General features: G+C 72.5%; 24 protein-coding genes. 9 read left to right on the top strand and 15 right to left on the bottom strand.

The genetic code is table 11. The features are described 5' to 3' along the window. Positions 1 to 68: 68 nt before the first annotated feature. Both ELX43_RS10440 and ELX43_RS10435 read left to right on the top strand, forming a co-directional pair. Complete coding sequence (locus ELX43_RS10440) at positions 69 to 1106, top strand: iron ABC transporter permease (protein WP_241249900.1); 1038 nt, start codon at positions 69 to 71, stop codon at positions 1104 to 1106. Continuing rightward, positions 1106 to 1933, top strand: coding sequence for a heme ABC transporter ATP-binding protein (locus tag ELX43_RS10435; protein WP_127783378.1), 828 nt, complete (start codon positions 1106 to 1108; stop codon positions 1931 to 1933). The genes ELX43_RS10440 and ELX43_RS10435 overlap by 1 nt, the downstream gene beginning before the upstream one ends. A 4-nt stretch (positions 1934 to 1937) precedes the next feature. Here the strand turns inward: ELX43_RS10435 and ELX43_RS10430 are convergent, their stop codons facing one another. Together ELX43_RS10430 and glnA are read right to left on the bottom strand one after the other, a co-directional pair. Next, positions 1938 to 2423, bottom strand: a complete 486-nt coding sequence (locus ELX43_RS10430; RefSeq protein WP_241248894.1) for a hypothetical protein — start codon at positions 2421 to 2423, stop codon at positions 1938 to 1940. Positions 2424 to 2502: 79 nt separating this feature from the next. After that, positions 2503 to 3936: a type I glutamate--ammonia ligase gene (glnA, locus tag ELX43_RS10425; protein ID WP_127783377.1), complete on the bottom strand. Its 1434-nt coding sequence runs from the start codon at positions 3934 to 3936 to the stop codon at positions 2503 to 2505. Positions 3937 to 4109: 173 nt separating this feature from the next. On the opposite strand from glnA, the gene ELX43_RS10420 reads away from it, so the two are divergent. Next, the gene (locus tag ELX43_RS10420) at positions 4110 to 4562 is read left to right on the top strand and encodes an RDD family protein (protein WP_127783376.1); all 453 of its coding nucleotides are present in this window, start codon (positions 4110 to 4112) and stop codon (positions 4560 to 4562) included. A 34-nt stretch (positions 4563 to 4596) separates the two neighbouring features. On the opposite strand, the gene ELX43_RS10415 is transcribed toward ELX43_RS10420, so the two are convergent. Genes ELX43_RS10415 through lpdA form a run of 7 tightly spaced genes read right to left on the bottom strand, consistent with a single transcriptional unit; the run spans position 4597 to position 12455 of the window. Continuing rightward, a complete protein-coding gene (locus ELX43_RS10415) occupies positions 4597 to 5334 on the bottom strand; it encodes a DUF4191 domain-containing protein (RefSeq protein WP_127783375.1) in 738 nt (245 codons plus the stop codon). Positions 5335 to 5386: 52 nt separating this feature from the next. Continuing rightward, on the bottom strand, positions 5387 to 6388 hold the full coding sequence (gene lipA, locus ELX43_RS10410) for a lipoyl synthase (protein ID WP_127783374.1): 1002 nt from the start codon (positions 6386 to 6388) through the stop codon (positions 5387 to 5389). 46 nt (positions 6389 to 6434) lie between these two features. Beyond that, positions 6435 to 7433, bottom strand: a complete 999-nt coding sequence (locus tag ELX43_RS10405) for an oxidoreductase (protein ID WP_127783373.1) — start codon at positions 7431 to 7433, stop codon at positions 6435 to 6437. Positions 7434 to 7453: 20 nt separating this feature from the next. Beyond that, positions 7454 to 8209, bottom strand: a complete 756-nt coding sequence (lipB, locus tag ELX43_RS10400; protein WP_127783372.1) for a lipoyl(octanoyl) transferase LipB — start codon at positions 8207 to 8209, stop codon at positions 7454 to 7456. A 26-nt stretch (positions 8210 to 8235) separates the two neighbouring features. Beyond that, positions 8236 to 9120 carry a TIGR01777 family oxidoreductase gene (locus tag ELX43_RS10395; protein WP_127783371.1) on the bottom strand — a complete coding sequence of 295 codons (885 nt, stop codon included), beginning with the start codon at positions 9118 to 9120 and terminating at the stop codon, positions 8236 to 8238. A gap of 7 nt (positions 9121 to 9127) precedes the next feature. Next, entirely contained in the window at positions 9128 to 11020 is a 1893-nt protein-coding gene (gene sucB / locus ELX43_RS10390) for a 2-oxoglutarate dehydrogenase, E2 component, dihydrolipoamide succinyltransferase (RefSeq protein ID WP_127783370.1), read from the bottom strand. 49 nt (positions 11021 to 11069) lie between these two features. After that, a complete protein-coding gene (gene lpdA / locus ELX43_RS10385; RefSeq protein ID WP_127783369.1) occupies positions 11070 to 12455 on the bottom strand; it encodes a dihydrolipoyl dehydrogenase in 1386 nt (461 codons plus the stop codon). A gap of 194 nt (positions 12456 to 12649) precedes the next feature. Between lpdA and ELX43_RS10380 the strand changes: the two genes are divergently transcribed. Beyond that, positions 12650 to 13000, top strand: coding sequence for an oxidoreductase (locus tag ELX43_RS10380; RefSeq protein WP_206518234.1), 351 nt, complete (start codon positions 12650 to 12652; stop codon positions 12998 to 13000). A 39-nt stretch (positions 13001 to 13039) separates the two neighbouring features. On the opposite strand, the gene ELX43_RS10375 is transcribed toward ELX43_RS10380, so the two are convergent. Further along, positions 13040 to 14536 (bottom strand): leucyl aminopeptidase, encoded by a 1497-nt coding sequence (locus ELX43_RS10375; RefSeq protein WP_241249899.1) that lies wholly within the window; start codon positions 14534 to 14536, stop codon positions 13040 to 13042. A gap of 153 nt (positions 14537 to 14689) precedes the next feature. On the opposite strand from ELX43_RS10375, the gene gcvT reads away from it, so the two are divergent. After that, entirely contained in the window at positions 14690 to 15796 is a 1107-nt protein-coding gene (gcvT, locus tag ELX43_RS10370; protein WP_127783367.1) for a glycine cleavage system aminomethyltransferase GcvT, read from the top strand. 24 nt (positions 15797 to 15820) lie between these two features. Further along, positions 15821 to 16927 (top strand): branched-chain amino acid aminotransferase, encoded by a 1107-nt coding sequence (locus ELX43_RS10365; RefSeq protein WP_127783366.1) that lies wholly within the window; start codon positions 15821 to 15823, stop codon positions 16925 to 16927. Positions 16928 to 16961: 34 nt separating this feature from the next. Here the strand turns inward: ELX43_RS10365 and ELX43_RS10360 are convergent, their stop codons facing one another. From ELX43_RS10360 to cobU, 3 genes are read right to left on the bottom strand one after another with little or no spacing between them, the layout of a single operon-like run. Continuing rightward, complete coding sequence (locus ELX43_RS10360; protein ID WP_127783365.1) at positions 16962 to 17726, bottom strand: adenosylcobinamide-GDP ribazoletransferase; 765 nt, start codon at positions 17724 to 17726, stop codon at positions 16962 to 16964. Next, positions 17723 to 18808: a nicotinate-nucleotide--dimethylbenzimidazole phosphoribosyltransferase gene (gene cobT, locus ELX43_RS10355; protein ID WP_127783364.1), complete on the bottom strand. Its 1086-nt coding sequence runs from the start codon at positions 18806 to 18808 to the stop codon at positions 17723 to 17725. Before cobT ends, ELX43_RS10360 begins: the two co-directional genes overlap by 4 nt. Positions 18809 to 18868: 60 nt before the next feature. Beyond that, the gene (cobU, locus tag ELX43_RS10350) at positions 18869 to 19387 is read right to left on the bottom strand and encodes a bifunctional adenosylcobinamide kinase/adenosylcobinamide-phosphate guanylyltransferase (RefSeq protein ID WP_241248893.1); all 519 of its coding nucleotides are present in this window, start codon (positions 19385 to 19387) and stop codon (positions 18869 to 18871) included. 125 nt (positions 19388 to 19512) lie between these two features. Here cobU and ELX43_RS10345 point away from each other — a divergent pair, with 125 nt between their 5' ends. Continuing rightward, the gene (locus ELX43_RS10345; RefSeq protein ID WP_127783363.1) at positions 19513 to 19710 is read left to right on the top strand and encodes a hypothetical protein; all 198 of its coding nucleotides are present in this window, start codon (positions 19513 to 19515) and stop codon (positions 19708 to 19710) included. A 20-nt stretch (positions 19711 to 19730) separates the two neighbouring features. Here the strand turns inward: ELX43_RS10345 and ELX43_RS10340 are convergent, their stop codons facing one another. After that, positions 19731 to 20348, bottom strand: a complete 618-nt coding sequence (locus ELX43_RS10340) for a DUF3043 domain-containing protein (RefSeq protein ID WP_127783362.1) — start codon at positions 20346 to 20348, stop codon at positions 19731 to 19733. Between the two features lie 137 nt (positions 20349 to 20485). Between ELX43_RS10340 and ELX43_RS10335 the strand changes: the two genes are divergently transcribed. Beyond that, positions 20486 to 20839, top strand: coding sequence for an iron-sulfur cluster assembly accessory protein (locus tag ELX43_RS10335; protein ID WP_127783361.1), 354 nt, complete (start codon positions 20486 to 20488; stop codon positions 20837 to 20839). Positions 20840 to 20994: 155 nt separating this feature from the next. After that, a complete protein-coding gene (locus tag ELX43_RS10330) occupies positions 20995 to 21972 on the top strand; it encodes a carbohydrate kinase family protein (protein WP_127783360.1) in 978 nt (325 codons plus the stop codon). A 76-nt stretch (positions 21973 to 22048) separates the two neighbouring features. Here the strand turns inward: ELX43_RS10330 and asnB are convergent, their stop codons facing one another. Beyond that, positions 22049 to 23974, bottom strand: coding sequence for an asparagine synthase (glutamine-hydrolyzing) (gene asnB / locus ELX43_RS10325; RefSeq protein WP_127783359.1), 1926 nt, complete (start codon positions 23972 to 23974; stop codon positions 22049 to 22051). Between the last annotated feature and the right edge of the window lie 100 nt (positions 23975 to 24074).

The following is a 24074-nucleotide window of genomic DNA, read 5'->3' as shown; positions in this document are numbered from 1 at the left end:
GCGTGGGGGAGGCCGCACCGGCCACCGTGCCGGCCACGCCGGCGCGCGGCGGGTCCCGCCGCGGGCGGCTGCAGCCCACGCTGCGCCGCACGCTGCTGCCTGTCCTGGTGCTGGCCACGGTGGCCGCGGCCATCCTCGCCGCCTGCATCGGGCAGGTCCCCACCTCGCCCACCGAGGTGCTCGGCGTGCTGCTGCACGGGGTGGGCCTGGACTGGCTGGACAGCCCCGCCCACCCGGCGGCCACCGACACCCTCTGGCACGTCCGCTTCCCGCGGGTGGCGCTGGGGCTGCTGGTCGGGGCGGCGCTGGGCTGCGCGGGGGCCCTGCTGCAGGGCGCCTTCGCCAACCCCCTGGCCGAGCCCGGCGTCATCGGGGTGTCCTCCGGTGCGGCGGTGGGTGCCAGTGCCGCCATCGTCATCGGCGGCGCCGGCACCGCGGTGTGGGGCGTGGCCGGCGCCGCCTTCGTCGGTGGCCTGCTCACCACCATGCTGGTCTACGCGATGGCGCGCTCCCACCAGCGCACCGACGTGATCACGCTGGTGCTGGCGGGCGTGGCCATCAACGCCGTCGCCGGCGGACTGATCGCGCTGTTCACCTACATCAGCTCACCCACCGCCCGCGACCAGATCGTGTTCTGGCAGCTGGGCACCCTGGGCAGCGCCACCTGGGAGGCGGTGGCCCTCGCCACCGGACCCATCGTGCTCGGAGCTCTCGGAGCCGTGCTGCTGTCGCACCAGCTGGACCTGCTGGCCCTGGGGGAGGCCCCCGCGCGCCACCTCGGCGTGAACGTGGAGCGGCTGCGGCTGTCCGTGGTCGCCCTGGTCGCGCTGCTGGTGGCCGCCGCCGTGGCGTTCACCGGCATCATCGCCTTCGTCGGCCTGGTGGTGCCGCACGCGGTGCGCATGCTGGTCGGCCCCGGCCACCGGCTGCTGGTGCCCGCCAGCGCGGTCGCCGGTGCCCTGGTGCTGCTGGTGGCCGACATGGGCGCCCGCACCCTGGTGCACAACGCTGACCTCCCGCTGGGCATGCTCACCGCGCTGGTGGGCGGTCCGGTGTTCTTCGTGCTGATCCTGCGTACCCGTGCTCGCCAGGGCGGCTGGTCGTGATGCGCCTGCCGTTCGGGCGTGCCCCCGAGGGTGCACCGGCGACCGCGCCGGCCGGGACCCCACTGCTCAGCTGCGCCGGGGTGGTGGTGCGCCGCGGGGGGCGCACCGTGCTGGACGACTTCACGGTGCAGGTGCGGGCCGGGGAGGTGCTGGTGCTGGTGGGTCCCAACGGGGCGGGCAAGTCCACCGCCCTCGGCGTGCTCGCCGGCGACGTGGCACCCGCAGCCGGCGCCGTGCGGCTGCACCAGCGCGCGCTCAGCCAGTTCTCCGACGGGGAGCGGGCCCGGCGCCGCGCGGTGCTGCCGCAGCAGCACGGGGTGGGCTTTCCCTTCAGCGCCCACGAGGTGGTGGCGATGGGGCGCCACCCCTGGGCGGCGACCAGCATGCCCGCTGACGACGAGCGCATCATCGCCGCGTCGATGGCCGCAGCCGACGTCGCCCACCTCGACCAGCGCCGGTTCACCGAGCTCTCCGGCGGCGAGCGCGCCCGGGTGGCGCTGGCCCGGGTGCTGGCCCAGGACACCCAGGTGCTGCTGCTGGACGAGCCCACCGCGGCGCTGGACATCGGCCACCAGGAGGCGGTGATGGACCTGATGCGCCGCCGCGCCGAGCAGGGCTGCGCCGTGGTGGTGGTGCTGCACGACCTGTCCGCGGCCGCGGTGCACGCCGACCGCGTGGTGGTGCTCGGTGACGGGCGGGTGGTGGGCTGTGGCAGCCCCGAGGAGGTGCTGCGCCCCGACCTGCTCTCCGAGCTCTACGGGGTGTCCATCGACGTCATCCGCCATCCCCGCACCCAGGTGCCCATCGTGGTGCCCACCCGCGGCTAGGAGCTCACGCCGAGGCGGCGGTCGGCTGCTCGAGCCGCCGCCAGGTGCGCCAGCTGGTGGGCCAGTGCCCGGCCGCCAGCACCACCACGGCTGTGCCCAGCCACACCGAGCGACCCCACGCCGCTGCGCAGCCCAGGGCAAGCACCGGCAGCACCGCCAGCGGCACCGGCACCCCGGCGAGCGGGCCGAACAGCAGCGCCAGGTGCCGTCCGCGCAGCAGGTACCGCAGCCACAGCGCGTAGTAGCCGGCCAGCAGCGCCGCGCCCACGGCGAACCAGCCGTCCAGCGGCGCGGAGTACCGGTCGCCGGACAGCACCAGCGCCACCAGCACCCCCGCCTGGCCCAGCCGCTCCAGCACGGTGAGCACCCGGTCGGTGGTGGTGGTGCCCGCACCCAGTGCCGCCAGGCCCTCCTGGGGCGGTGCGACCAGGAGCAGCAGGCTCGGGCCGAGCACGGCCACCCCGATCAGCAGTCCCGCCGTCGAGAACATCGCGCCACCCTCCACGCACACCAACGCCGAGAGCCCGCACCAGGACTGGTGCGGGCTCTCGGTCGATCAGCTCAGGTGCTCAGCAGTCGTAGTACAGGGAGAACTCGTACGGGTGCGGGCGCAGCCGGACGGGGTCGATCTCGTTGGTGCGCTTCATCTCGATCCAGGTCTCGATGAGGTCGGGCGTGAAGACACCACCCTCGAGCAGGTAGTCGTGGTCGGCCTCGAGGCGGTCGATCACGGCGGGCAGCGAGGTCGGAGCCTGCGCGATGTCCTTGGCCTCCTCGGGCGGCAGCTCGTAGAGGTCCTTGTCCACCGGGGCGGCGGGCTCGATCTTGTTCTTCACCCCGTCCAGGCCAGCCATCATCATGGCGGCGAAGGCCAGGTACGGGTTGCCCGAGGAGTCGGGGGAGCGGAACTCGATGCGCTTGGCCTTGGGGTTGTTGCCCGTGATCGGGATGCGGACACACGCCGAGCGGTTGCGCTGGGAGTACACCAGGTTGATCGGCGCCTCGTAGCCCGGCACCAGGCGGTGGTAGGAGTTCACCGTCGGGTTGGTGAACGCCAGCAGGCTCGGGGCGTGGTGCAGGATGCCGCCGATGTAGTGCCGGGCGACGTCGGACAGGCCCGCGTAGCCGGCCTCGTCGTGGAACAGCGGCACGCCGTCCTTCCACAGCGACTGGTGGCAGTGCATGCCGGAGCCGTTGTCACCGAAGAGCGGCTTGGGCATGAACGTCACCGTCTTGCCCGCGGCCTTGGCGGTGTTCTTGATGATGTACTTGAAGCGCATCACGTCGTCGGCTGCGTGCAGCAGGGTGTTGAACTTGTAGTTGATCTCGGCCTGGCCGCCGGAGCCCACCTCGCTGTGCAGGCGCTCCAGCTCGAAGCCGGCGTTCTGCAGGTTGGTGGACATCGTGTCGCGCAGGTCGACGTAGTGGTCGGCCGGGGCCACGGGGAAGTAGCCACCCTTGTAGCGGGTCTTGTGCCCCAGGTTGGGGGAACCGTCCAGCTCGTTCTCGCGGCCGGTGTTCCACCAGCCCGCCTCGGCGTCGAGCTTGTAGAACGTGCCGTTGGGCTGGGAGTCGAAGGTGACCGAGTCGAAGATGTAGAACTCGGCCTCGGCCCCGAAGAAGCAGGTGTCGGCGATGCCGGTGCTGGCCAGGTACTCCTCGGCCTTGCGGGCGACGTTGCGGGGATCGCGGCTGTAGGACTCGCGGGTGAACGGGTCGTGCACGAAGAAGCTCATGTTCAGCGTCTTGGCGGCACGGAACGGGTCCAGGTGCGCCGTCGCCGGGTCGGGCAGCAGCATCATGTCGGACTCGTGGATGGACTGGAATCCACGCACCGAGGAGCCGTCGAAGGCGAGGCCGTCGTCGAAGACGTCCTGGGTGAAGGCCTTGGCCGGCACGGTGAAGTGCTGCATCACGCCGGGCAGGTCACAGAACCTGATGTCGACGTACTCGATGTCCTCGTCAGCCAGGTACTTCAGGACCTCTTCAGAATTTTTGAACAACCTAGTGGCTCCTTCGCTCGGTCCCGCGCGGCAAGAGCGTGCGGGTTTGCAACGGGCTCTGACTGTAAACAGGCCTTGTTGCCCGGTAGTCAACCGTATGTTTCGCCAATGTTACGGGGACGGGGCGGGAGGGGTGGTCCCTGCCCCGTGCGGGCCCGCCTACCCTGGACCGCATGGCACGAATTACCGGTTCCTGGCTGTCCGGATCGGCAGCGGGGCTGCCCATGGGAGCCGACGGCAAGCCCGCACGCTACCGGGGAGAACGCTTGGGGCTGCCCGAGACTGGGCCACGTGCGCTGGCCACCGTGGGCCGTCGGGCCGGGGGGCTGGCCATCGACTGGGCCATCGCCACGGTGGTCGCCGCGGCGATCGGTTCGATGTCCTGGAACTTGGCCGTCTGGGCGGTTGTGTCGATCATCTCGGTGGCCTTGTTCTCGATGACGCCCGGCCAGGCCGCCGTGGGCATCGGGGTGGCCCGCGTCGACCGGGAGGCGCCGGTGGGGCTGTGGCGCTCCGTCGTGCGCGTCGCCCTGGTGGGGCTCGTGCTGCCGGCGCTGTTCACCGACGGCGACGGCCGCGGCGTGCAGGACCGGCTCACCAGCACCGCCGTGATCCGCTCCCGCTGATCCCGCGCTGACCGGGCCCCGGCACCCGGGTGTCCTAGCGGCGGCGGGCGGTGCGCTGCGGGTTGCGGATCTTGGCGCCGGCGGGGTTGGGGCCCTTGGGGATGGCCGGGCCACCGCCGCGCGAGCTCAGTGCCGACAGCCGGGAGTCGATGGTGTCCATCCGCTTGGTGTCGATGTTGCGAGGCAGCTTGGCCACGTGCCGCTGCAGCTTGCTCAGCGGAACCTGGCCCTCCTCGTTGCCCACCACGATGTCGTAGATGGGGGTGTCGCCGACCAGGCGGGCGACCTTCTTCTTCTCCTGCGCCAGCAGGCCCTTCACCCGGTGCGGGGCACCCTCGGCGACCAGGATGACGCCGGGACGCCCGACCACGCGGTGCACGGCGTCGAACTGGGTGGTGGCAGCGACGGCGGACTTGACCCGCCACGCGCCACGCATGTTCTCCAGCGCCCACCCGGCGGCACCGGGCTGGCCCTCAGCCTTGGTGTAGACGCTGCGCTGCAGGCGGCGGCCGAACACGACGAACGCGATGAGCACACCCATGACGAGGCCGAACGGCAGCGTGAGCCACTGGATGCCGATGAGGTAGCCGAGCCCGAAGAGCACCAGGGTGGTGAGCACCACGGTGCCCACCAGGATCGGCAGCAGCGCCTTGTCCTCCTTGCGCTGCATCTGGAACGCCTGCCACATCTGGCCACGACGCTCCTTCGACGCCTGCTTGCGCACGCGCCGAGCCTCTGCTTTTGCCGCCTTGTCGGGCTTGCCCTTCGCCATGCCTCCCAGGATACGGCGGAGGCACCCTCCGCTCGCCGCCGGTGGCCCGGAGTCAGCGCGCGAGCAGCGCGCTGGCCTCCTGGCGGGCCGTGCCGGCCTCGGCGAGGTGGCGCAGGTTCTCCGGCACGGCGTCGCCCCGGTGGGTGACGGCCTGGGTGAACAGCCGTCCGGCGCGGTAGCTGGAGCGCACCAGCGGCCCGGACATCACGGCGGAGAAGCCCATGGCGGTGGCCGCCTCGGAGTGAGCGATGAACTCCTCCGGCTTGACCCAGCGGTCCACGGGGTGGTGCAGCGGGCTGGGCCGCAGGTACTGGGTGATGGTGAGGATCTCGCAGCCGGCCTGCTGCAGGTCCGACATCGCCTCGATCACCTCGTCGAAGGTCTCGCCCATGCCCAGGATCAGGTTGGACTTGGTGACCAGGCCGTCCTCGCGGGCGGCGGTGATGACGTCCAGCGAGCGCTGGTAGCGGAAGGCGGGACGGATCCGCTTGAAGATCCGGGGCACGGTCTCCACGTTGTGGGCCAGCACCTCCGGGCGGGAGGAGAAGACCTCGGCCAGCTGGTCGGGCTGGGCGGTGAAGTCAGGGATGAGCAGCTCCACGCCGGTGTCCGGGTTGAGGTGGTGGATGCGGCGGACGGTCTCGGCGTACAGCCACGCACCGCCGTCGGGCAGGTCGTCGCGGGCGACGCCGGTGATGGTGGAGTAGCGCAGGCCCATCGCCTGCACGCTCTCGGCCACCCGGCGCGGCTCGTCGCGGTCGAGCGCGGCGGGCTTGCCGGTGTCGATCTGGCAGAAGTCGCAGCGGCGGGTGCACTGCTCGCCGCCGATCAGGAAGGTCGCCTCGCGGTCTTCCCAGCACTCGTAGATGTTGGGACAGCCCGCCTCCTCGCACACCGTGTGCAGGCCCTCCCGCTTCACCAGGCCCTTGAGCTCGGTGAACTGGGGGCCCATCTTCGCGGTGGTGCGGATCCAGCTCGGCTTGCGCTCGATCGGCGTCTCGGCGTTGCGGGTCTCGATGCGGAGAAGCTTGCGTCCCTCTGGTGCCACAGTCACGTCCCGGATCCTACGCCCGGCGAACGGACACCCCTGGGGCGGCGAGTCAGCCGTGCGAGATGCGGTTGGACGGTCCCGACGGGTGGATGAGGCTGGGCGCGGGAACGATGCCGGACTGCTGCCCGCTGAGCGACCACACCACCTTGGCCAGCCGCTCGTCCTGGGCGACGGGGGAGGGCCCGATGAGCTCTGGGGCGCCGCGCAGCTGCCCGAGTCCGGAGGGGCCGTAGTACTCGCCACTGAGCACTCCGGGCGCGGTGGCCGCGTAGAGCTGGGGCAGCGCACCCCGGCGAGGCGTCTGGCCCAGCAGGCCGATGCCGAACTCCGTGACGCGGCCGGTGAGGCTGCGCGGGCCGCGCTGCATGCTGTTGGCCAGGTTGGTGGCGGCAAAGCCGGGGTGCGCAGCCACGCTCAGCACGTGCGGGGCATCCACCCGCAGACGGCGGTGCAGCTCGAAGGCGAAGAGCAGGTTGGCCAGCTTGGAGCGGGAGTAGGCGGACTGCGGGTTGTAGTCGGCGCCGCGGCTCTGCGCGTCCAGTCGCAGCGGGGAGATCTTGGCGAAGCGTGCGGTGACGCTGGAGACGGTGACCACCCGAGCGCCCTGGGTGGCGGTCAGCGCGGGGTAGAGCAGCCAGGTGAGCGCAGCGTGGCCCAGGTGGTTGGTGGCCCACTGTGACTCGAAGCCGTCCACCGTGAGGGTCAGCGGCGGAGCCATGATGCCGGCGTTGTTGATCAGCGCGTGCACGGAGTCACCGGTGCGCTCGCGGATGTCGGCCGCGGCGTGGCGCACCGAGCTGAGGTCCCCCAGGTCGAGCTGCACCAGCTCGGGGCGCTGCCCGGTGGCGCAGGCGGTGACCTCCTCGAGCGCAGCAGCCCCCCGCTCGGGGTTGCGGGCGGTGATGAGCACCTTGCCCCCACGCTCGGCCAGCGCACAGGCCGACCGCAGACCCAGCGCCCCAGTCCCACCGGTCACCACGATGGTGCGGCCGCTCTGGTCCAGCATGTCGATCTCGGTCCACGTGGGGCGCGTCGCTCGAACGTTCATTCTCTATGCATACCCTGTGATCAGGGTTGGCTGCTGGCCAGGGAACCCAGGTGCAGGTCAAGGCCGGGTACCTGCAGGGGGCGCCGCGGCAGGTCCCGCTCGGTCAGCGGCAGCGCACCCTCGAGCGCGGCCAGCACCGCGGTGGTGACGGCGTCGACCACGTCGGCGGGCTCGACCTGCCGGTTCAGCTCGCGGGTGAGCGAGGTGACCCCGGCGTCGGTGATGCCGCACGGAACGATGCTGTCGAAGCTGCGCAGGTCGGCACTGCAGTTGAGGGCGAACCCGTGCAGGGTGACCCCGCGCTGCACCCGCACGCCGATGGCGGCGATCTTGCGCTCGGGCTGGGTGCTGGTGGCCGCCAGCCACACCCCGGACCGGCCGTCCACGCGTCCCGTGGGCACGCCGAGGTCGTCGCAGACGGTGATCAGGGCCTGCTCCAGGCGCCGGACGTAGTCCACCACGTCGAGCGGCTCGGCCAGCCCGATGATGGGGTAGCCGACCAGCTGGCCGGGGCCGTGCCAGGTGATCTTGCCGCCGCGGTCCACGTCGATCACCGGGGTGCCGTCGGTGGGGCGCTCCTCGTCGGTGGTGCGCCGCCCCGCGGTGTACACCGGCGGGTGCTCCAGCAGCATCAGCGTGTCCGCACCGGTGCCGTCGGCGCGGGCCGCAGCGTGGGCGCGCTGCAGGGCCAGGGCCTCGGTGTAGTCGAGGAGTCCGTGCCGGGAGACCACCACGGCGTCGTGGCCGGCCCGCAGCGAACGGGTGGGTGCGCTCATGGGCGCACACGCTACGCCCGGCGCGCTCAGCGGCAGGCTGCCCGTAGGGCGGACGCCACGTCAGCGTGCCGGAACCGGTAGCCGGCCTGCTGCAGCACCGCGGGCACGGCCCGCTGCCCGGCCAGCACGCCCTCGGTGGCGAACTCCCCGAGGACGGCGCGCAGGGCGAAGCCGGGCACCACCCACGGGGCGGGGCGGTGCAGCACCGCGGCGAGCGCACGGGAGAACTCGGCGTTGGTGACCGGCGCGGGCCCGGTGACGTTCATCGGGCCGGAGATGGCTGGGTTCTCCAGCGCGAAGGCGATGGCGGCGACCTGGTCGTCCAGGGAGACCCACGGGTAGTACTGCCGGCCGCTGCCCAGGCGCCCGCCCAGGCCCAGGGAGTACAGCGGCTTGAGCCGGCCCAGCAGTCCGCCGCTGGGGGCGAGGACCAGCCCGGTGCGCAGCAGCACCACGCGGGCGGCCGCTGCCGCGGGCAGGGCGGCGCCCTCCCAGTCGGCGCAGACCTGGGAGAGGAAGTCCGGTCCGGCCGGGGACGCCTCGGTGACCACCGCGTCGCCGGTGTCGCCGTAGTAGCCGACGGCACTGGCGCTGAGGAAGGTGGGCACGCCCTGGGCGAGCACTGCCCGGGCCAGCACCTCGGTAGGGGCGATGCGGCTGTCCCGGATCTGCTGCTTGTAGCTGCCGGTCCAGCGCTTGTCGCCGATGCCGACGCCGCAGAGGTTCACCACGGCGTCGGCGCCGTCGAGCGCGGCGTCGGCACCGTGGCCGGCCGCAGGGTCCCACTCGTGCTCGTCGCCGGCTCCCGCCGTGCGCCGGACCAGCCGCAGCACCTCGTGCCCACCTGCGCGCAGGTGAGCCACCAGGGCTGTGCCGATCAGGCCGGAGGAGCCGGCGACGACCACGCGCATCGTGGCGCTACAGACCGAGGTCAGCCTCGAACGCTGCGTCCTCCAGTCGCTGCTTGACCGTGGTCAGGAAGCGTCCGGCGTCGGCACCGTCGATGAGGCGGTGGTCGTAGGTGAGCGGCAGGAAGCACATCGACCGGATCGCCAGCGAGTCGTTGCCGAGCTCGTCGGTGACCACGACCGGCCGCTTGACGATGGCGCCCGTGCCGAGCATGCCCGCCTGCGGCGGGACCAGGATCGGGGTGTCGAACAGGGCGCCCTGGCTGCCGATGTTGGTGATGGTGAACGTGCCGCCGGAGAGCTCGTCGGGCTTGAGCTTGTTGTTGCGGGTGCGGTCGGCCAGGTCGGCGATGGCCCGGGCCAGCCCAGCCAGGGACAGGTCGCCGGCGTTGTGGATCACCGGGGAGAGCAGCCCGTTGGGGGTGTCCACGGCGATCGCCAGGTGCACCGCGCCGTGGTAGGTGATCTCCTTGGCGTCCTCGTTGTAGGAGGCGTTGACGTTGGGATGCGCCTTGAGCGCCTCCACCACGGCCTTGGCGAAGAACGGCAGGAACGTCAGGTTGACGCCCTCGGACTTCTGGAACGAGGCCTTGGCCCGCGTGCGCAGCGCCGCCACCCGAGACATGTCGACCTCGAAGGTCTGGGTGAGCTGCGCGGTGGTCTGCAGCGACTCCCGCGTCTTGGTGGCGGTGATCTGCCGGATCCGGTTGGCCTTCTGCTTGGTGCCACGCAGGGCGGCCAGCTCGGGACGCACGCCAGCGGTGGCCGCGGGGGAGCGGCCGGTGTCGCTGGTGCTGGCGGCCTCCTCGGCCGGAGCGGCCTGCTGGGAGTCGGCGTCCTTGGCCTCGGCGGCGGCGAGCACGTCCTGCTTGCGGATGCGGCCACCCACCCCGGTGCCGGTGAGCGAGTCGAGGTCCACGCCCTTCTGGTTGGCGAGCTTGCGCACCAGCGGGGTCACGTAGGGCGCGGAGCCCTTGTCCCCAGCCGAGGTGCTCGCGTCCGGCTTGGAGTCGGCAGGCTTGGAGTCAGCAGGCTTGGCTTCGGCGGGCTTGGACTCGGCCTTGGCCGGCTCGGCCGCCTCCTGCTCCTCGGCGGCCTCCTCCGCGGCGTCGTCGGTCTCGGCGCGCTGCGCCGTCTCGTCCTGGGTGGCCTCGCCCTCGGCAGTCTCCTGCTCGGGCTCGCTGTCGTCGGTGTCGTCGGCCCCGGCGGAGGCGTCGTCGGCGGAGCCGATCTTGCCCAGCACCCCGCCGACCTCGACGGTGTCGTCCTCGGCGGCGGTCTGCTCCAGGAGCACGCCGGCCACGGGGGAGGGGATCTCGGTGTCGACCTTGTCGGTGGAGATCTCCACCAGGGGCTCGTCCACGGCGACCTCGTCACCGACCTGCTTGAGCCAGCGGGTGATGATGCCCTCGGTGACGCTCTCGCCCAGCTCGGGCATGGTCACGTCGGTGCCGGAGCCACCCTTGTTGGGCTTGGCGCCACCGGCCGGTGCCTGCTCAGCCTCGTCCTGGTCCTGGCTGGACTCCTCTGCGCCGGACTCCTCGGTGCTCGACTCCTCGGCGCCGGACTCCTCGGCCTCGGGCTCCGGAGCGGAGTCCTCGTCCTCGGTGCTGTCCTGCTCGGCGGTGTCGTCGGCGGAGTCTCCACCGTCGTCGGTGGACTCACCCTCCTCGGCGATGACGGCGAGCTCGGCGCCGATCTCGACCGTCTCGTCCTCGGCGGCGACGATGCGCTGCAGCACGCCGGCGGCCGGCGAGGGGATCTCGGTGTCGACCTTGTCGGTGGAGACCTCGAGCAGCGGCTCGTCGACGGCTACCGTGTCGCCCTCCTGCTTGAGCCAGCGGGTGACGGTGCCCTCGGTGACGCTCTCACCGAGGGCCGGCATCTGGACGGAGAAGGCCATTTCGTCTGACTCCTCGTCAGTCGTAGCGGAGTGAAGCTGTTAACGGTGGTTAGGAGTGTGCGTGCAGGGGCTTGCCGGCCAGCGCCAGGTGCGCCTCGCCGAAAGCCTCTGACTGGGTGGGGTGGGCGTGGATGAGCTGGGCAACGTCGTCGGCGTAGGCCTCCCAGTTGTAGACCAGCTGGGCCTCCCCGACGAGCTCTCCGACGCGGGCGCCCACCATGTGCACGCCCACCACGGGACCTTGCTCGTCCTTGCCGCCGGCACGGATGAGCTTGACGCCGCCGGCGGTCTTGAGAATCTGGCTCTTGCCGTTGCCGGCGAGGTCGTAGACGACGGTGCTGACCTCGCCGAACTTCTCCTTGGCCTGGGACTCGGTGAGCCCGACCGAGGCGACCTCGGGGTTGGAGTAGGTGACGCGGGGGATCCCGGTCTCGTCGATCGGCGCCGGCTCCAGGCCGGCGAGGTGCTCGGCCAGGTAGACGCCCTGGGCGAAGCCCCGGTGGGCCAGCTGCAGGCCGGGGACGATGTCGCCCACGGCGTAGACGCCGTCCAGGCTGGTCTTGAGGTGCTCGTCGGTGAGGACGAAGCCGCGATCCATCTCCACGCCGGCCTCGGCGAAGCCGATGTCGGCGGTGCGGGGTCCGCGACCCACGGCCACCAGCAGCAGGTCGGCCTCGAGGGGGTCGCCCTTCTCCAGGCTGACCGTGACGCCGGAGTCGGACTGCTCCACGCCGGTGAACTTCACGCCGGTCTTGAAGGTGATGCCACGCTTGCGGAACGCCCGCTCGAGCTGCTTGGAGGACCACTCGTCCTCCAGCGCGACCAGGCGGGGCAGCGCCTCCACCACGGTGACCTCCGCGCCGAAGGAGCGCCACACGCTGGCGAACTCCACGCCGATCACGCCGCCACCGAGCACCACCACCCGCTCGGGCACGTAGTCGAGGTTGAGCGCCTGGTCGCTGGTGACCACGCGACCGGTGATCTCCAGGTCGGGCAGGCTGCGGGCGTAGGAGCCGGTGGCCAGCACGACGGCCTTGGTGGCGGTGTAGCGCTCGCCGTCCACCTCCACCGTGGTGTTGTCGACCAGCCGGCCGGTGCCCTCCACGACGGTGATCTTGCGGCTCTTGACCAGGCCCTGCAGTCCCTTGTAGAGCTTGGCGATCACGCCGTCCTTGTAGGAGTTGACGCCGCTCATGTCGATGCCCTCGAGGGAGGTCTTCACCCCGAAGGCGTCACCCTCACGGGCGGAGTCGGCCACCTCGGCCGCGTGCAGCAGGGCCTTGGTCGGGATGCAGCCCTTGTGCAAGCAGGTGCCACCCACCTTGTCGTTGTCGATCATCGTGACCGTGAGGCCCAGCTCGGCCGCGCGCAGCGCGCAGGCGTACCCGCCGGAACCTCCGCCGAGGATCACCAGGTCGGTGGCTTCGCTCAACATCGTCTCCTCTTCGTCGTCGCCGCACGTCCTGCTGTCCAGCACCGGAAGTGCGGCGTCTCGCCGGTGGGACGGGTGGTGCAGCAGGTGCCCGGTCATCCTTTCACTTCTCCAACTCGGCCGGGTGGCGAGGTGGCACTATCGACCCGCTCAGTGCCACAACGGCAGTGCGAGCAGACGTGACCGGGGGACACACGGTGGGGATGTTCAGGCGGCGACGCCGCGACGTGACGGCGATCAACCGGTGGCAGCGGGCCGAGCCCGCGGACGGGCGTCACCTGCGGTCATGGGCGCGCGAGCACCTCGGGGTGGAGGCCTACGTCGAGCCGGCCACCGCGGTGACCGGGATGACGGTGGTGCTGGTGGCCCACGACGGGGAGTGGACGCGCCGCCGCGTCGACGGCCCCGACGCGGCGCGCCGGCTGGGCAAGGACCTGAGGATCCCGGTGTACGACGTGCACCGGGTGGGCTACCCGCAGCGGATGCGGGACCACGACGCCCGCCTGCGCATCGTGCGCAGGCGGGCGGCCGGGTTGTCCGGGGGCTGACCTGGGCCTTTGCTGACGCGAGTCCCCGCCGCGAGCGGATCAGCCGTGCTCGGCGATGTCCTCCAGGACGGCGATCATGGTGCGCACCGGAACGCCGGTGCCGCCCTTGCCGGTGTAGCCGTGCGGGCTGCCGGTGTTGTACGACGGGCCGGCGATGTCGATGTGCGCCCACTGCACCCCGTCGGCCACGAACTCCTTGAGGTAGGTGCCGGCCACCAGCATGCCCGCCCAGCGGTTGCCCGCGACGTTGGCCAGGTCGGCGATGGGGGAGTCCAGCTCGGCGCGCAGCTCGGCGGGCAGCGGCATGGCCCAGCCGCCCTCGCCCACCTCGCGGGAGATCACCGCGACGCGGTCCCGGAAGGACTCGGTGCCCATCACGCCGGGGGTGCGGTTGCCCAGGGCGACCATCTGCGCGCCGGTGAGGGTGGCGGTGTCGATGAGGTAGTCGGGGTTGTCCTCGCAGGCCCGCACGATCGCGTCGGCCAGCACGAGGCGGCCCTCTGCGTCGGTGTTGAGCACCTCCACCGTGGTGCCGCCGTACTGGGTGAGCACGTCGCCGGGGCGCTGCGCGGTGCCGGAGGGCATGTTCTCCGCCATCGGCACGGTGGCGGTCACGTTGATGGGCAGCGCGAGCTGTGCGGCCAGCACCACGGTGGCGACCACGGCAGCAGCACCGGACATGTCGGAGGTCATCGCGTCCATCCCGGCGGCGGGCTTGATGGAGATGCCACCGGTGTCGAAGGTGATGCCCTTGCCGACCAGCGCCACCGAGGGCTTGCCCCGCTTGCCCCCGGTGTAGGACAGCCGCACCAGGCGCGGGGGCCGGCTGGAGCCCTGCCCCACCCCGAGCAGGCCGCCGTAGCCCCCCTTGGCCAGGGCCTTCTCGTCCAGGACCTCGACCTTGAGCCCGGCGGCCTTGCCCAGGGCGGCGGCCCGGTCGGCGAAGGAGGCGGGAAACAGGTCGTTGGGCGGGGTGTTGATCAGCTCGCGGGCGGTGGCCACTGCACCGCCGATCGCCGTGGAGCGGGCCAGCGCGGCCTTGGCGGCGGAGTCGGCGGCGTCCGGGACCACCAGGTCCATCCGGGCCAGCGGCGCCTTGCCCGCCTCGGACTTGTACGCGGTGAACACGTAGCTGCCCAGGATGACGCCCTCCGCGGTGGCGCCCAGGTCCACCGTGGACAACGTGGTGGCGGCGCGGGCGGTGCCGGCCAGCGCGCGCGCGGCCACGCCGGCGGCGCGACGGACCTGCTCGCCGGTGGGGGCGCTGGTGCCCTCCTCTAGCGCGCCGAGCCCGACCGCGAGCAGCGTGGCGGCGCCCACCGCACCCCGAGTCGGCAGCTTGGTCACCTCACCGGCCGAGCCGGTGGCACCGAGGACGGCGAGCTCGGCGAGCAGCTCGCTGCCCCCGAGCACGTCCGCGCCCACCAGCTCCGGGCTGGGGGAGTCGCCGTTGGAGCCCTTCAGCAGCCCGACGACCAGCACGTCGACGCCGCCCTCGACCTCCTCGACCAGCCGCAGCTCGGGGGTGGTGGGCAGGGCCTTGGCTGGTTGAGCGCTCACGTGGTGACTCCTTGGGATGGTCTGCGGGAACAGCGCGTGTCTCTGTCCCGTGATGCTAGTGCCGGGCCGGCAGCGGCGTCCGGGCTGCCGCCAGCGGTTCGCGCCGGCACCGCGGGATACCGTCAGCACGTGGACCAACAGTCGAGCCAGCTGCGCCAGAGCCCGGTGCGCGACCAGCACGTCGCGCTGGGCGCCACCTTCGCCCCGTTCGGCGGCTGGGAGATGCCGGTGTCCTACGCCGGGGTGGTCGCCGAGCACACCAGCGTGCGCGAGGCCGTCGGGGTGTTCGACGTCAGCCACCTGGGCAAGGCCGCGGTGCGCGGACCGGGCGCGGCCGAGCTGGTCAACCGCTGCCTCACCAACGACCTGGGCCGCATCAGCCCCGGCCAGGCGCAGTACACCCTGTGCTGCACCCCCGACGGCGGCGTGGTGGACGACCTCATCGCCTACCTGGTGAGCGACGACGAGGTGTTCCTGGTGCCCAACGCCGCGAACACCGCCGCCGTCTGTGACGCGCTGTCCGCGGCGGCGCCCGCGGGGGTCACCGTCACCGACGAGCACACCGGCCACGGCGTGCTGGCCGTGCAGGGTCCCCGCTCGGCGGAGGTGCTCGCCCAGCTGGGCCTGCCGCAGGACATGGACTACATGGCCTTCGCCGACGCGCAGTGGCAGGGCCGGGCGGTGCGGGTGTGCCGCACCGGCTACACCGGTGAGCACGGCTACGAGCTGCTGCCGCGGTGGGCCGACACCGCCGAGCTGTTCGCCGCGCTGCTGGCCGCGGCCGAGCCGCTCGGGGGACAGCCGTGCGGGCTCGGTGCCCGGGACACGCTGCGCACCGAGATGGGCTACCCGCTGCACGGCCACGAGCTCACCGCCGACATCACCCCCGTGCAGGCGCGGGCGGGCTGGGCCGTCGGCTGGGGCAAGCCGGAGTTCTGGGGCAAGCAGGCGCTGGAGGCGGAGAAGGCGACCGGTCCGGTGCGCCGTACCTGGGGCCTGCGGGCCAGCGGGCGCGGTGTGCCACGGGCGGACATGCCGGTGCTCGTCGACGGCGTGCTGGTCGGCCGCACCACCTCCGGGACATTCTCGCCGACCCTGCGCACCGGCATCGCGCTGGCGCTGCTGGACACCGCCGCGGGCCTGTCCCCAGGCAGCCAGGTGGTGGTGGACGTGCGCGGGCGCAGCCTGCCCTGCGAGGTGGTGGCGCCACCGTTCGTCCCGGCGCACACCCGCTGACCGGCGGGTACTACCGTGCAGGGCATGAACGCGCCCGCCACCTTCACCCGAGCTCCGCACCCGTCCCCCGCCTCGGAGCAGACGCGTGCGGACATTCTCGCTGCTCCGGGTTTCGGCGCGCACTTCACCGACCACATGGTGAGCATCAGCTACACCGAGGAGCGGGGCTGGCACGACGCGCAGGTGCTGCCCTACAGCCCCATCGAGCTGGACCCCTCGGCGATGGTGCTGCACTACGGGCAGGCGATCTTCGAGGGCCTCAAGGCCTACCGCCACGCGGACGGCACCATCAGCTCCTTCCGCCCCACCGCCAACGCCGAGCGCTTCCGCACCTCCGCCCGGCGCCTGGCCATGCCCGAGCTGCCCGAGGAGCTGTTCATGGGCTCCATCGCCGCGCTGCTGGAGGCGGACGAGGCGTGGGTGCCCGCCGCCGGCGGTGAGGAGTCGCTGTATCTGCGCCCGTTCCTGTTCGCCACCGAGGGCGGCCTCGGCGTGCGCCCGGCGCGGGAGTACCGCTACCTGCTCATCGCCTCACCGGCGGGGGCCTACTTCAAGGGTGGGGTCAAGCCGGTGAGCGTGTGGCTGTCCACCGAGTACGTGCGGGCCGCTCCCGGCGGCACCGGTGCCGCCAAGTTCGCGGGCAACTACGCCGCCTCGCTGCTCGCCCAGGCCCAGGCCGCGGACGAGGGCTGCGACCAGGTGGTGTGGCTGGACGCCACCGAGCGCCGCTGGGTGGAGGAGATGGGCGGGATGAACCTGTTCTTCGTCCTCGGCTCCGGCGCCGACGCCCAGGTGGTCACCCCCGAGCTGTCCGGCTCGCTGCTGCCCGGCATCACCCGCAGCTCGCTGCTGCAGCTGGCCCAGGACATGGGCCTGCCGGTGACCGAGCGCCGCATCTCCACCGAGGAGTGGGAGAAGGGCGCCGCCTCCGGGGACATCACCGAGGTGTTCGCCTGCGGCACGGCCGCGGTCATCACCCCGGTCGGTCGGGTCAAGCACGCCGGTGGCGAGTTCACCATCTCCGACGAGGTCACCGGGCCGGTCACGTCCCAGCTGCGGGCCACGCTCACCGGCATCCAGCGCGGCGACGTCGCCGACACCCACGGCTGGATGCAGGTCATCAAGAGCTGACCGTCCCGGCAGGGCGCAGGCCGCGTGCCCTGGGCTAGGCGCCCAGGGCGAGGACCAGCACGGTCGCGGTGACCACGCTCTCCGAGCAGGCCCCCAGCACGTCACCGGTGACGCCGCCGAAGCGACGGGTGGTGTGCCAGGACAGCGCCGCGGCGACCGCGACCCCCACCAGCACCGCCACCGGGCCCTGCCACCAGCGCCCGTCCACCGCCGCGGCGGAGGCCACCAGCAGCACCGCGCCCCACGCCAGCGGCACGGCCACCGGCTGGGTGCCGGCCACCAGCGCGCCCAGCCCCTCCGGGCGGGCGGCGGCCACGCCGCGGCGACAGGCCCAGCCCACGGCCACTCGTCCGGCCGCCACCGCCAGCACTACCGCCCACCAGCGGCCCTCGACGGCGAGCGTGCTTAGCCCTACTGCCTGCACGCCGAGCACCAGCACCAGCGCCACCACCGCGAACGGTCCGGTGCTGCCGTCGCGCATCACGCTCAGCGCCCGCTCGGGCGGGCCGTAGCAGCCCAGCCCGTCCACGGTGTCGGCCAGCCCGTCCAGGTGCATCCCGCGGGTGGCCAGGGCCAGCCAGCCCACCGCGAGCAGCCCGGCCAGCAGCGCCGGGGCCTGCGCCTCGCCCAGCACCCACAGCAGGCCCGCGGTGACCGCGCCCAGCAGCAGCCCCACCACGGGCGCCACGGTGATCGCGCCGCCGGCCACCCGCCGGTCGACCTGCTCGGGGCCGCGCACGGGGGCGACGGTCAGCCAGGACAGCGCCAGCCGGGCCGAGTCCGCTGGGGTGGCGCTCACCGCTCGGAGGAGGGGATCGCCGGGGCGGGAGCGGGATCACCCGCGGGCCCGGCCACGCCGGCGCTGTCGAAGCTGGCCATGTCGGTGAGGATGCGCACCGCGGACTGCACCAGCGGCAGTGCGGTGACCGCGCCCGAGCCCTCGCCCAGGCGCATCTCCAGGTCCAGCAGCGGTACCAGGCCGAGGCGGCCCAGGGCCAGCTCGTGCGCGGGCTCGGCGGAGCGGTGCCCGGCCACCCACCAGGCCTTGGCGCCGGGGGCCAGGCGCTCGGCGACCAGCGCGGCGGCGGTCACCACCATGCCGTCCAGGATGGCCGGGGTGCGGCGGACCGCGGCCTGGGCCAGGAAGCCGGCCATGGCGGCGAAGTCCGCGCCGCCGACGCTGCGCAGCAGGGCCTCGGGGTGGTCCACCACGGCCATCGCCCGGCGGCGGGCGTCGCGGACCACGGCGGCCTTGCGCATCCAGCCGTTGTCGTCCACCCCGGTGCCACGGCCGATGACGGTGACCGGCTCGGCGCCGGTGAGCGCGGAGATCAGCACCGCGGCGGGCGTGGTGTTGCCGATGCCCAGGTCGCCGGCGATGAGCAGGTCCGCGCCGGAGTCCACCTCCTCGTCGGCCAGCCGCCGGCCCAGGGCGATGGCGTCGGCGCACTCCTGGGCGGTGAGGGCGTCCTCCCGGTCGATGCGACCGGAGCCGCGGCGGATCTTGCCGCCGGAGACCACGTCGGCGGTGTCCACGTTCACGGCCACGTCCACCACGCGCACCGTCGCCCCTGCGGCGGCGGCGATCACGTTCACCGCGGCACCGCCGGCGAGGATGTTGTCCAGCATCTGCGGGGTGACCTCGGCCGGGTAGGCCGACACCCCGTGCGCGGCCACCCCGTGGTCACCGGCGAAGACCACCACGCGGGCGCGGGTGATGGGCTGCGGGGGACAGGTGCCCTGGCAGGCGGCGATCCACACGCCCAGCTCCTCCAGCCGGCCGAGCGAGCCGGCGGGCTTGGTCAGCTGCAGCTGACGGGCCACGGCCTCGCGGTGCGCCTGCTCGTCGGGCGGGGCGACGGGGGGAAAGTCGGTGCTCACGGGCAGCCTCTCGGTGGACGGGTGGGGAACGTGCGGCGGTCGGGGTACGGGGTCACTGGGCTAGCGCAGCCGGAGCGGCAGCCCGGCGACCACGAGCAGCACCTCGTCGCACACCGCGGCCACGGCACCGTTGAGCGCACCGACCTCGTCGCGGAACAGCCGGCCGGACACGGTGGCGGGCACCACGCCCATGCCCACCTCGGGGGTCACCAGCACCAGGCGGGCGGCGCAGCCGGCCACGGCCCGCACCAGCTCCGCGCAGCGGGGGGCCAGCGTGCCGCGCGGGGACTCCCAGGCGCCGGCCTCGTCGAGCTCGCGGGTGAGCCAGGTGCCCAGGTCGTCCACCAGCACCACGTCGCCGGCGACGGCACCGTCCAGCACGGCCACCAGGTCGGCGTCCTCCACGGTCAGCCAGTGCGCGGGGCGGCGTGCGCGGTGGGTGGCGATGCGCGCGGCCCAGTCGGAGTCCTGCGGGCGGTCGGCGGCGGTGGCCACGTACCGCACCGGCCCGGTGCCCAGCAGCTGCTCGGCGTGCGCGGACTTGCCCGATCGGGCCCCGCCCAGCACCAGTGTCCGCACGTCCGGGCACGCTACCGTGCGCGACGACGTGGTCGGCGGCACGGCCACCCGGCGCCGCCGCTACGGTCTGGGCACACCCCAGGGTCGCCCGACCGGGGCAGCTCGCACGCAGGAGGAGCACACCGATGGCACACCGCTGGCGCTACGAGGACAGTGCGGGCCACCCCGTGGCGGGCCCGGACCTGGAGTTCGACGACGCCGCCGAGGCCGAGGCCTGGTTCAGCGACAGCTGGGAGGAGCTGGCCGGCGCCGGCGTGCACCAGGTGGTGCTGCTGGACGGCGACACCAAGGTCTACGGACCGATGGGCCTGGACCCGGCCTGACGGGCCGGCGGGGGGAGCGGCTAGACCGGGTCGCCGGGCTTGACCCGGGGACGCGGCGCCCGCAGGCGGCGAATCTGGGAGGCGCGGATGAAGGAGTACCAGCCCAGCCGCAGCCCGCTGGTGGTGTCGTCGGGGTAGCGCTCGTGCACCCGGGCCGAGACCAGCCTGCCCAGGTACACACCCTCCACCGCCATCACGATCATGATGAGCAGCATCCCGATGGCCACGACGTTCTGCAGCGACGGGATCATGAAGGTGAGCACCACCACCAGCGCCAGCGGCATGAACAGCCCGGTGATGTTGCGGCGCCCGTCCACCACGTCGCGGGCCAGCGCCTTGGCCGGACCACGGTCGCGGGCCAGCACGAAGCGGTCGTCGCCGGACATCATCCGCTCGCGCCGCTCCGCCGCGGCCTGGCGTCGCTCCGACTTGGTGGTCTTGGCGCCCTTGGTGGTCTTGGAGCGCTTGTAGGCCTCGCGCTGGGTGACCGGGGGCGGGGGGACCGGTCCGCGGCGGCGGCCCTCGGCGTCGCGCCGCTTGGGCGTGGGGCGCCCCTTGCCGTTCACGACCTCCGGCTCGGAGACCGTGGGTTCCACGGTGTCGGAGGGAGTGGGCGTGCGTCGGCGCAGGAGTTTCACAGCACCAGGGTAGGCGAGAGCTCCACGACGGTCACCAGTGCTGGTGGCAGGACGTACCGGTCACAGGGTGAGGGAATGCCAGGAGGCGGAGTACCGTTAGCCCAGGCAAAGCCAATAGCACGAGCTGAGGGAGACCCATGAGCGTTCAGGACGAGACCACCACCACCCATGGTGTGATCATGACTGAGGCCGCCGCCAGCAAGGCGAAGGCGCTGCTCGAGCAGGAGGGCCGGGACGACCTGGCGCTGCGCATCGCTGTCCAGCCGGGTGGTTGCGCGGGCCTGCGCTACCAGCTGTTCTTCGACGACCGCACCCTCGACGGTGACCTCGTCAAGAGCTACGACGGCATCGACCTCGCGGTCGACCGGATGAGCGCCCCCTACGTCGACGGTGCCTCCATCGACTTCGTGGACACCATCGAGAAGCAGGGCTTCACGATCGACAACCCGAACGCGGGCGGCTCCTGCGCCTGCGGCGACTCGTTCAACTGAGTCCAGCGGCCCCCTAGCCGGGCCGGGCACGGCGCGAGCCGGCAGAGCTTCCGAGGACCGTCACCCCCCGTGGGTGGCGGTCCTCGGTCGTGTCCGCACCACGGTGCCCGTACGGTAGACAGACTCGCGCTCCACACTGGAAAGGTCTTGCCACCGTGACGATCGCCGTTGCCGGTTCCATCGCTACCGATCACCTGATGAAGTTCCCCGGACGCTTCTCCGAGCAGCTGGTCGCCGACCGCCTGGACAAGGTGTCGCTCAGCTTCCTCGTCGACGAGCTGGTGATCCGCCGCGGCGGGGTGGCCGGCAACATCTGCTTCGCCATGGGGGTGCTCGGCGGCAACCCGCTGCTGGTGGGGGCGGTGGGCGCCGACTTCGCCGACTACCGCGCCTGGCTGGAGCGCCACGGCGTGGACTGCACGGCGGTGCGCGTCTCCGAGACCGCGCACACCGCGCGCTTCGTGTGCACCACCGACGTGGACATGGCGCAGATCGCCTCGTTCTACTCCGGGGCGATGGCCGAGGCCCGCGACATCGAGCTGGGCCCGCTGCTGGACAAGCACGGCGAGCTGGAGCTGGTGCTCGTCGGCGCCGACGACCCGGACGCGATGCTGCGCCACAGCGACGGCTGCCGCGCGCTGGGCATCCCCTTCGCCGCCGACCCGTCCCAGCAGCTGGCCCGCCTCGACGGTGACCAGGCCCGCCGGCTGATCGAGGGCGCGACGTACCTGTTCACCAACGACTACGAGTGGGACCTGCTGCTGCGCAAGACCGGGCTCACCGAGGCCGAGGTGCTCGACCAGGTGGGCATGCGGGTGACCACGCTGGGCCACAAGGGCGTGGAGATCGTCAGCGCCGACGGCACGTCGCTGCACGTGGGAGTGGTGCCCGAGACCGACAAGACCGACCCCACCGGCGTGGGCGACGCCTTCCGTGCGGGCTTCCTCACCGCCCGCAGCGCCGGGCTGAGCCTGCAGCGCGCCGCCCAGCTGGGCTCGCTCATCGCGGTGCTGGTGCTGGAGACGGTGGGCACCCAGGAGTGGACCCTGGACCGCGACGCGGCGCTCGCGCGCCTGCGGGGCGCCTACGGCGACGAGGCGGCCGAGGAGCTCGGCGCCCTCCTGCCCGTCTAGCGCTGGACACCTGAGACCGAGCAGGGCCCGGACACCACGCGGTGTCCGGGCCCTGCTCGTCGTGGCGGGTGCTGGGCTAGAGCAGCACGGGGTACTGCTGGTCGGAGATCTCCGGGTTGATCCGCTGCTCCACGAAGATGCCGTGCCAGAGCATGAACACCAGCACCGTCCAGATGCGCCGGCTGTGGTCGGTGGTGCCGGCCTGGTGCTCGTCCAGCATCCGCAGCACCGCGGCCTTGTCCAGCAGGTGGTCGGTGCCCGACTGGGTGACGATGTCGCGGGCCCAGGCGTTGAGCTCGGTGCCGCGCAGCCAGTGCTTGAGCGGCACCGGGAAGCCCAGCTTGGGCCGCTGCAGGACGTGCGCGGGCACGATGTCCTCCAGCGCCCGGCGCAGCGCGTACTTGGTGGTGTCCTTGGTGATCTTCTGCTGGTGCGGCAGCGCCGAGGCCACCTCGAAGACCCTGGTGTCCAGGAACGGCACCCGCAGCTCCAAGGAGTTGGCCATGGTCACCTTGTCCGCCTTGACCAGGATGTCCCCGCGCAGCCAGGTGAACAGGTCCAGGTGCTGCATCCGGGCCACCGGGTCCCAGCCCTCGGTCTGGGCGTAGAGCGAGGCGGTGACGTCGGTGTGGCCCCAGCCGGGGTTGAAGTCGCGCAGCACCGTCTGCAGCTCGTCGTCGCGGAAGTTGCGCGCGTTGCCGTAGTAGCGCTCCTCCAGGGTCAGCGCCCCGCGGCGGAGCAGGTCCTTGCCGCGGCGGCCGTCCGGGATGCGCTTGGACAGCTGGCCCAGCCCGCGGCGCAGGCCACGCGGCAGGTGCTCGAACGGTGCCAGCGACAGCGGCTCGCGGTAGATGGTGTAGCCACCGAACAGCTCGTCGGCGCCCTCGCCGGAGAGCACCACCTTGACGTGCTTGCGGGCCTCCTTGGCCACGAACCACAGCGGCACCAGCGCGGGGTCGGCCACCGGGTCGTCGAGGTACCAGACGATCTGGGGCAGCGCGGCGGCGAACTCCTCCGGGCCCACGGTGCGCACCACGTGGCGCACACCGATGGCGGCGGCGGACTCCGCAGCCACGTCCACCTCGGAGTAGCCCTCCCGCTCGAACCCGGTGGTGAAGGTGATCAGGTCGGGGTTGTGCCGCTTGGCCAGCGCTGCGATGGCGGTGGAGTCGATCCCGCCGGAGAGGAACGCGCCCACGGTGACGTCGGCGCGCATGTGCTTGGCCACCGAGTCCTGCAGCGCCTCGGAGATCTCCGCGTAGCGCCGGGTGGCGTCGCCCTTGGCGAAGGGCACCACGGAGAGCTCGGCGTGGAAGTAGCGGGTGATCTCCGGGTCCTTGCCGGGGCGCACCACGGCCCAGCAGCCCGACTCCAGCTTGCTGATCTGGGCGTGCAGGGTCTCCGGCTCGGGCACGTACTGCAGCGCCAGGTAGTGCTGCAGCGCCCGCTGGTCCAGGCCGGTGTCCAGCTCCATCGCCGAGGCCAGCTCCAGCAGGCTCTTCTTCTCGCTGCTGAACGCGGTGCCGGCGGCGGAGGTGGCCAGGAAGCAGGGCTTGATGCCGAACGGGTCGCGGGCCAGGAAGAGCTCGCGGGTCTGGGTGTCCCAGATTCCGAAGACGAACATCCCCCGCAGCCGGGTGACGGCGTCTGGGCCCCAGTGGTGGAAGGCAGCCACGATCGGCTCTGTGTCACCCTGGGTGGTGAACACCACACCGTGCTCGCGCTCCAGCTCCTCGCGGAGCTCGACGTAGTTGTAGACCTCGCCGTTGAAGGCGATGGCGTAGCGGTCCGGCGACTCCGGCGGCCCCCAGCGCAGCGGCTGGTGGGAGTGCGCGACGTCGATGATGGAGAGGCGGTTGAAGCCGAGTGCCAGGTCCTCGTCGTGCCAGCTGCCGGTCTCGTCCGGACCGCGGTGGCGCTGGCAGTGCATGGCGGCGGCGACCGCGTTGGCATGGTCGGCGGCGTCAGCCGAGGAGGTCAGAAGTCCAAGCAGTCCGCACACGCTGTAAGAGCACCTCAATCAAGTTGGTCGGGAGGATCGCCAGGGCGACCGACGACGGTCTCAGTATGCCGCTTGCTGCCCTCGCGAACAGTCACCACGG

This window comes from Rhodococcus sp. X156, from assembly GCF_004006015.1.
Taxonomy (GTDB): Bacteria; Actinomycetota; Actinomycetes; order Mycobacteriales; family Mycobacteriaceae; genus X156.
Note: the sequence above shows the minus strand (reverse complement) of the source record. Positions and strands in the feature narration are given on the sequence as shown.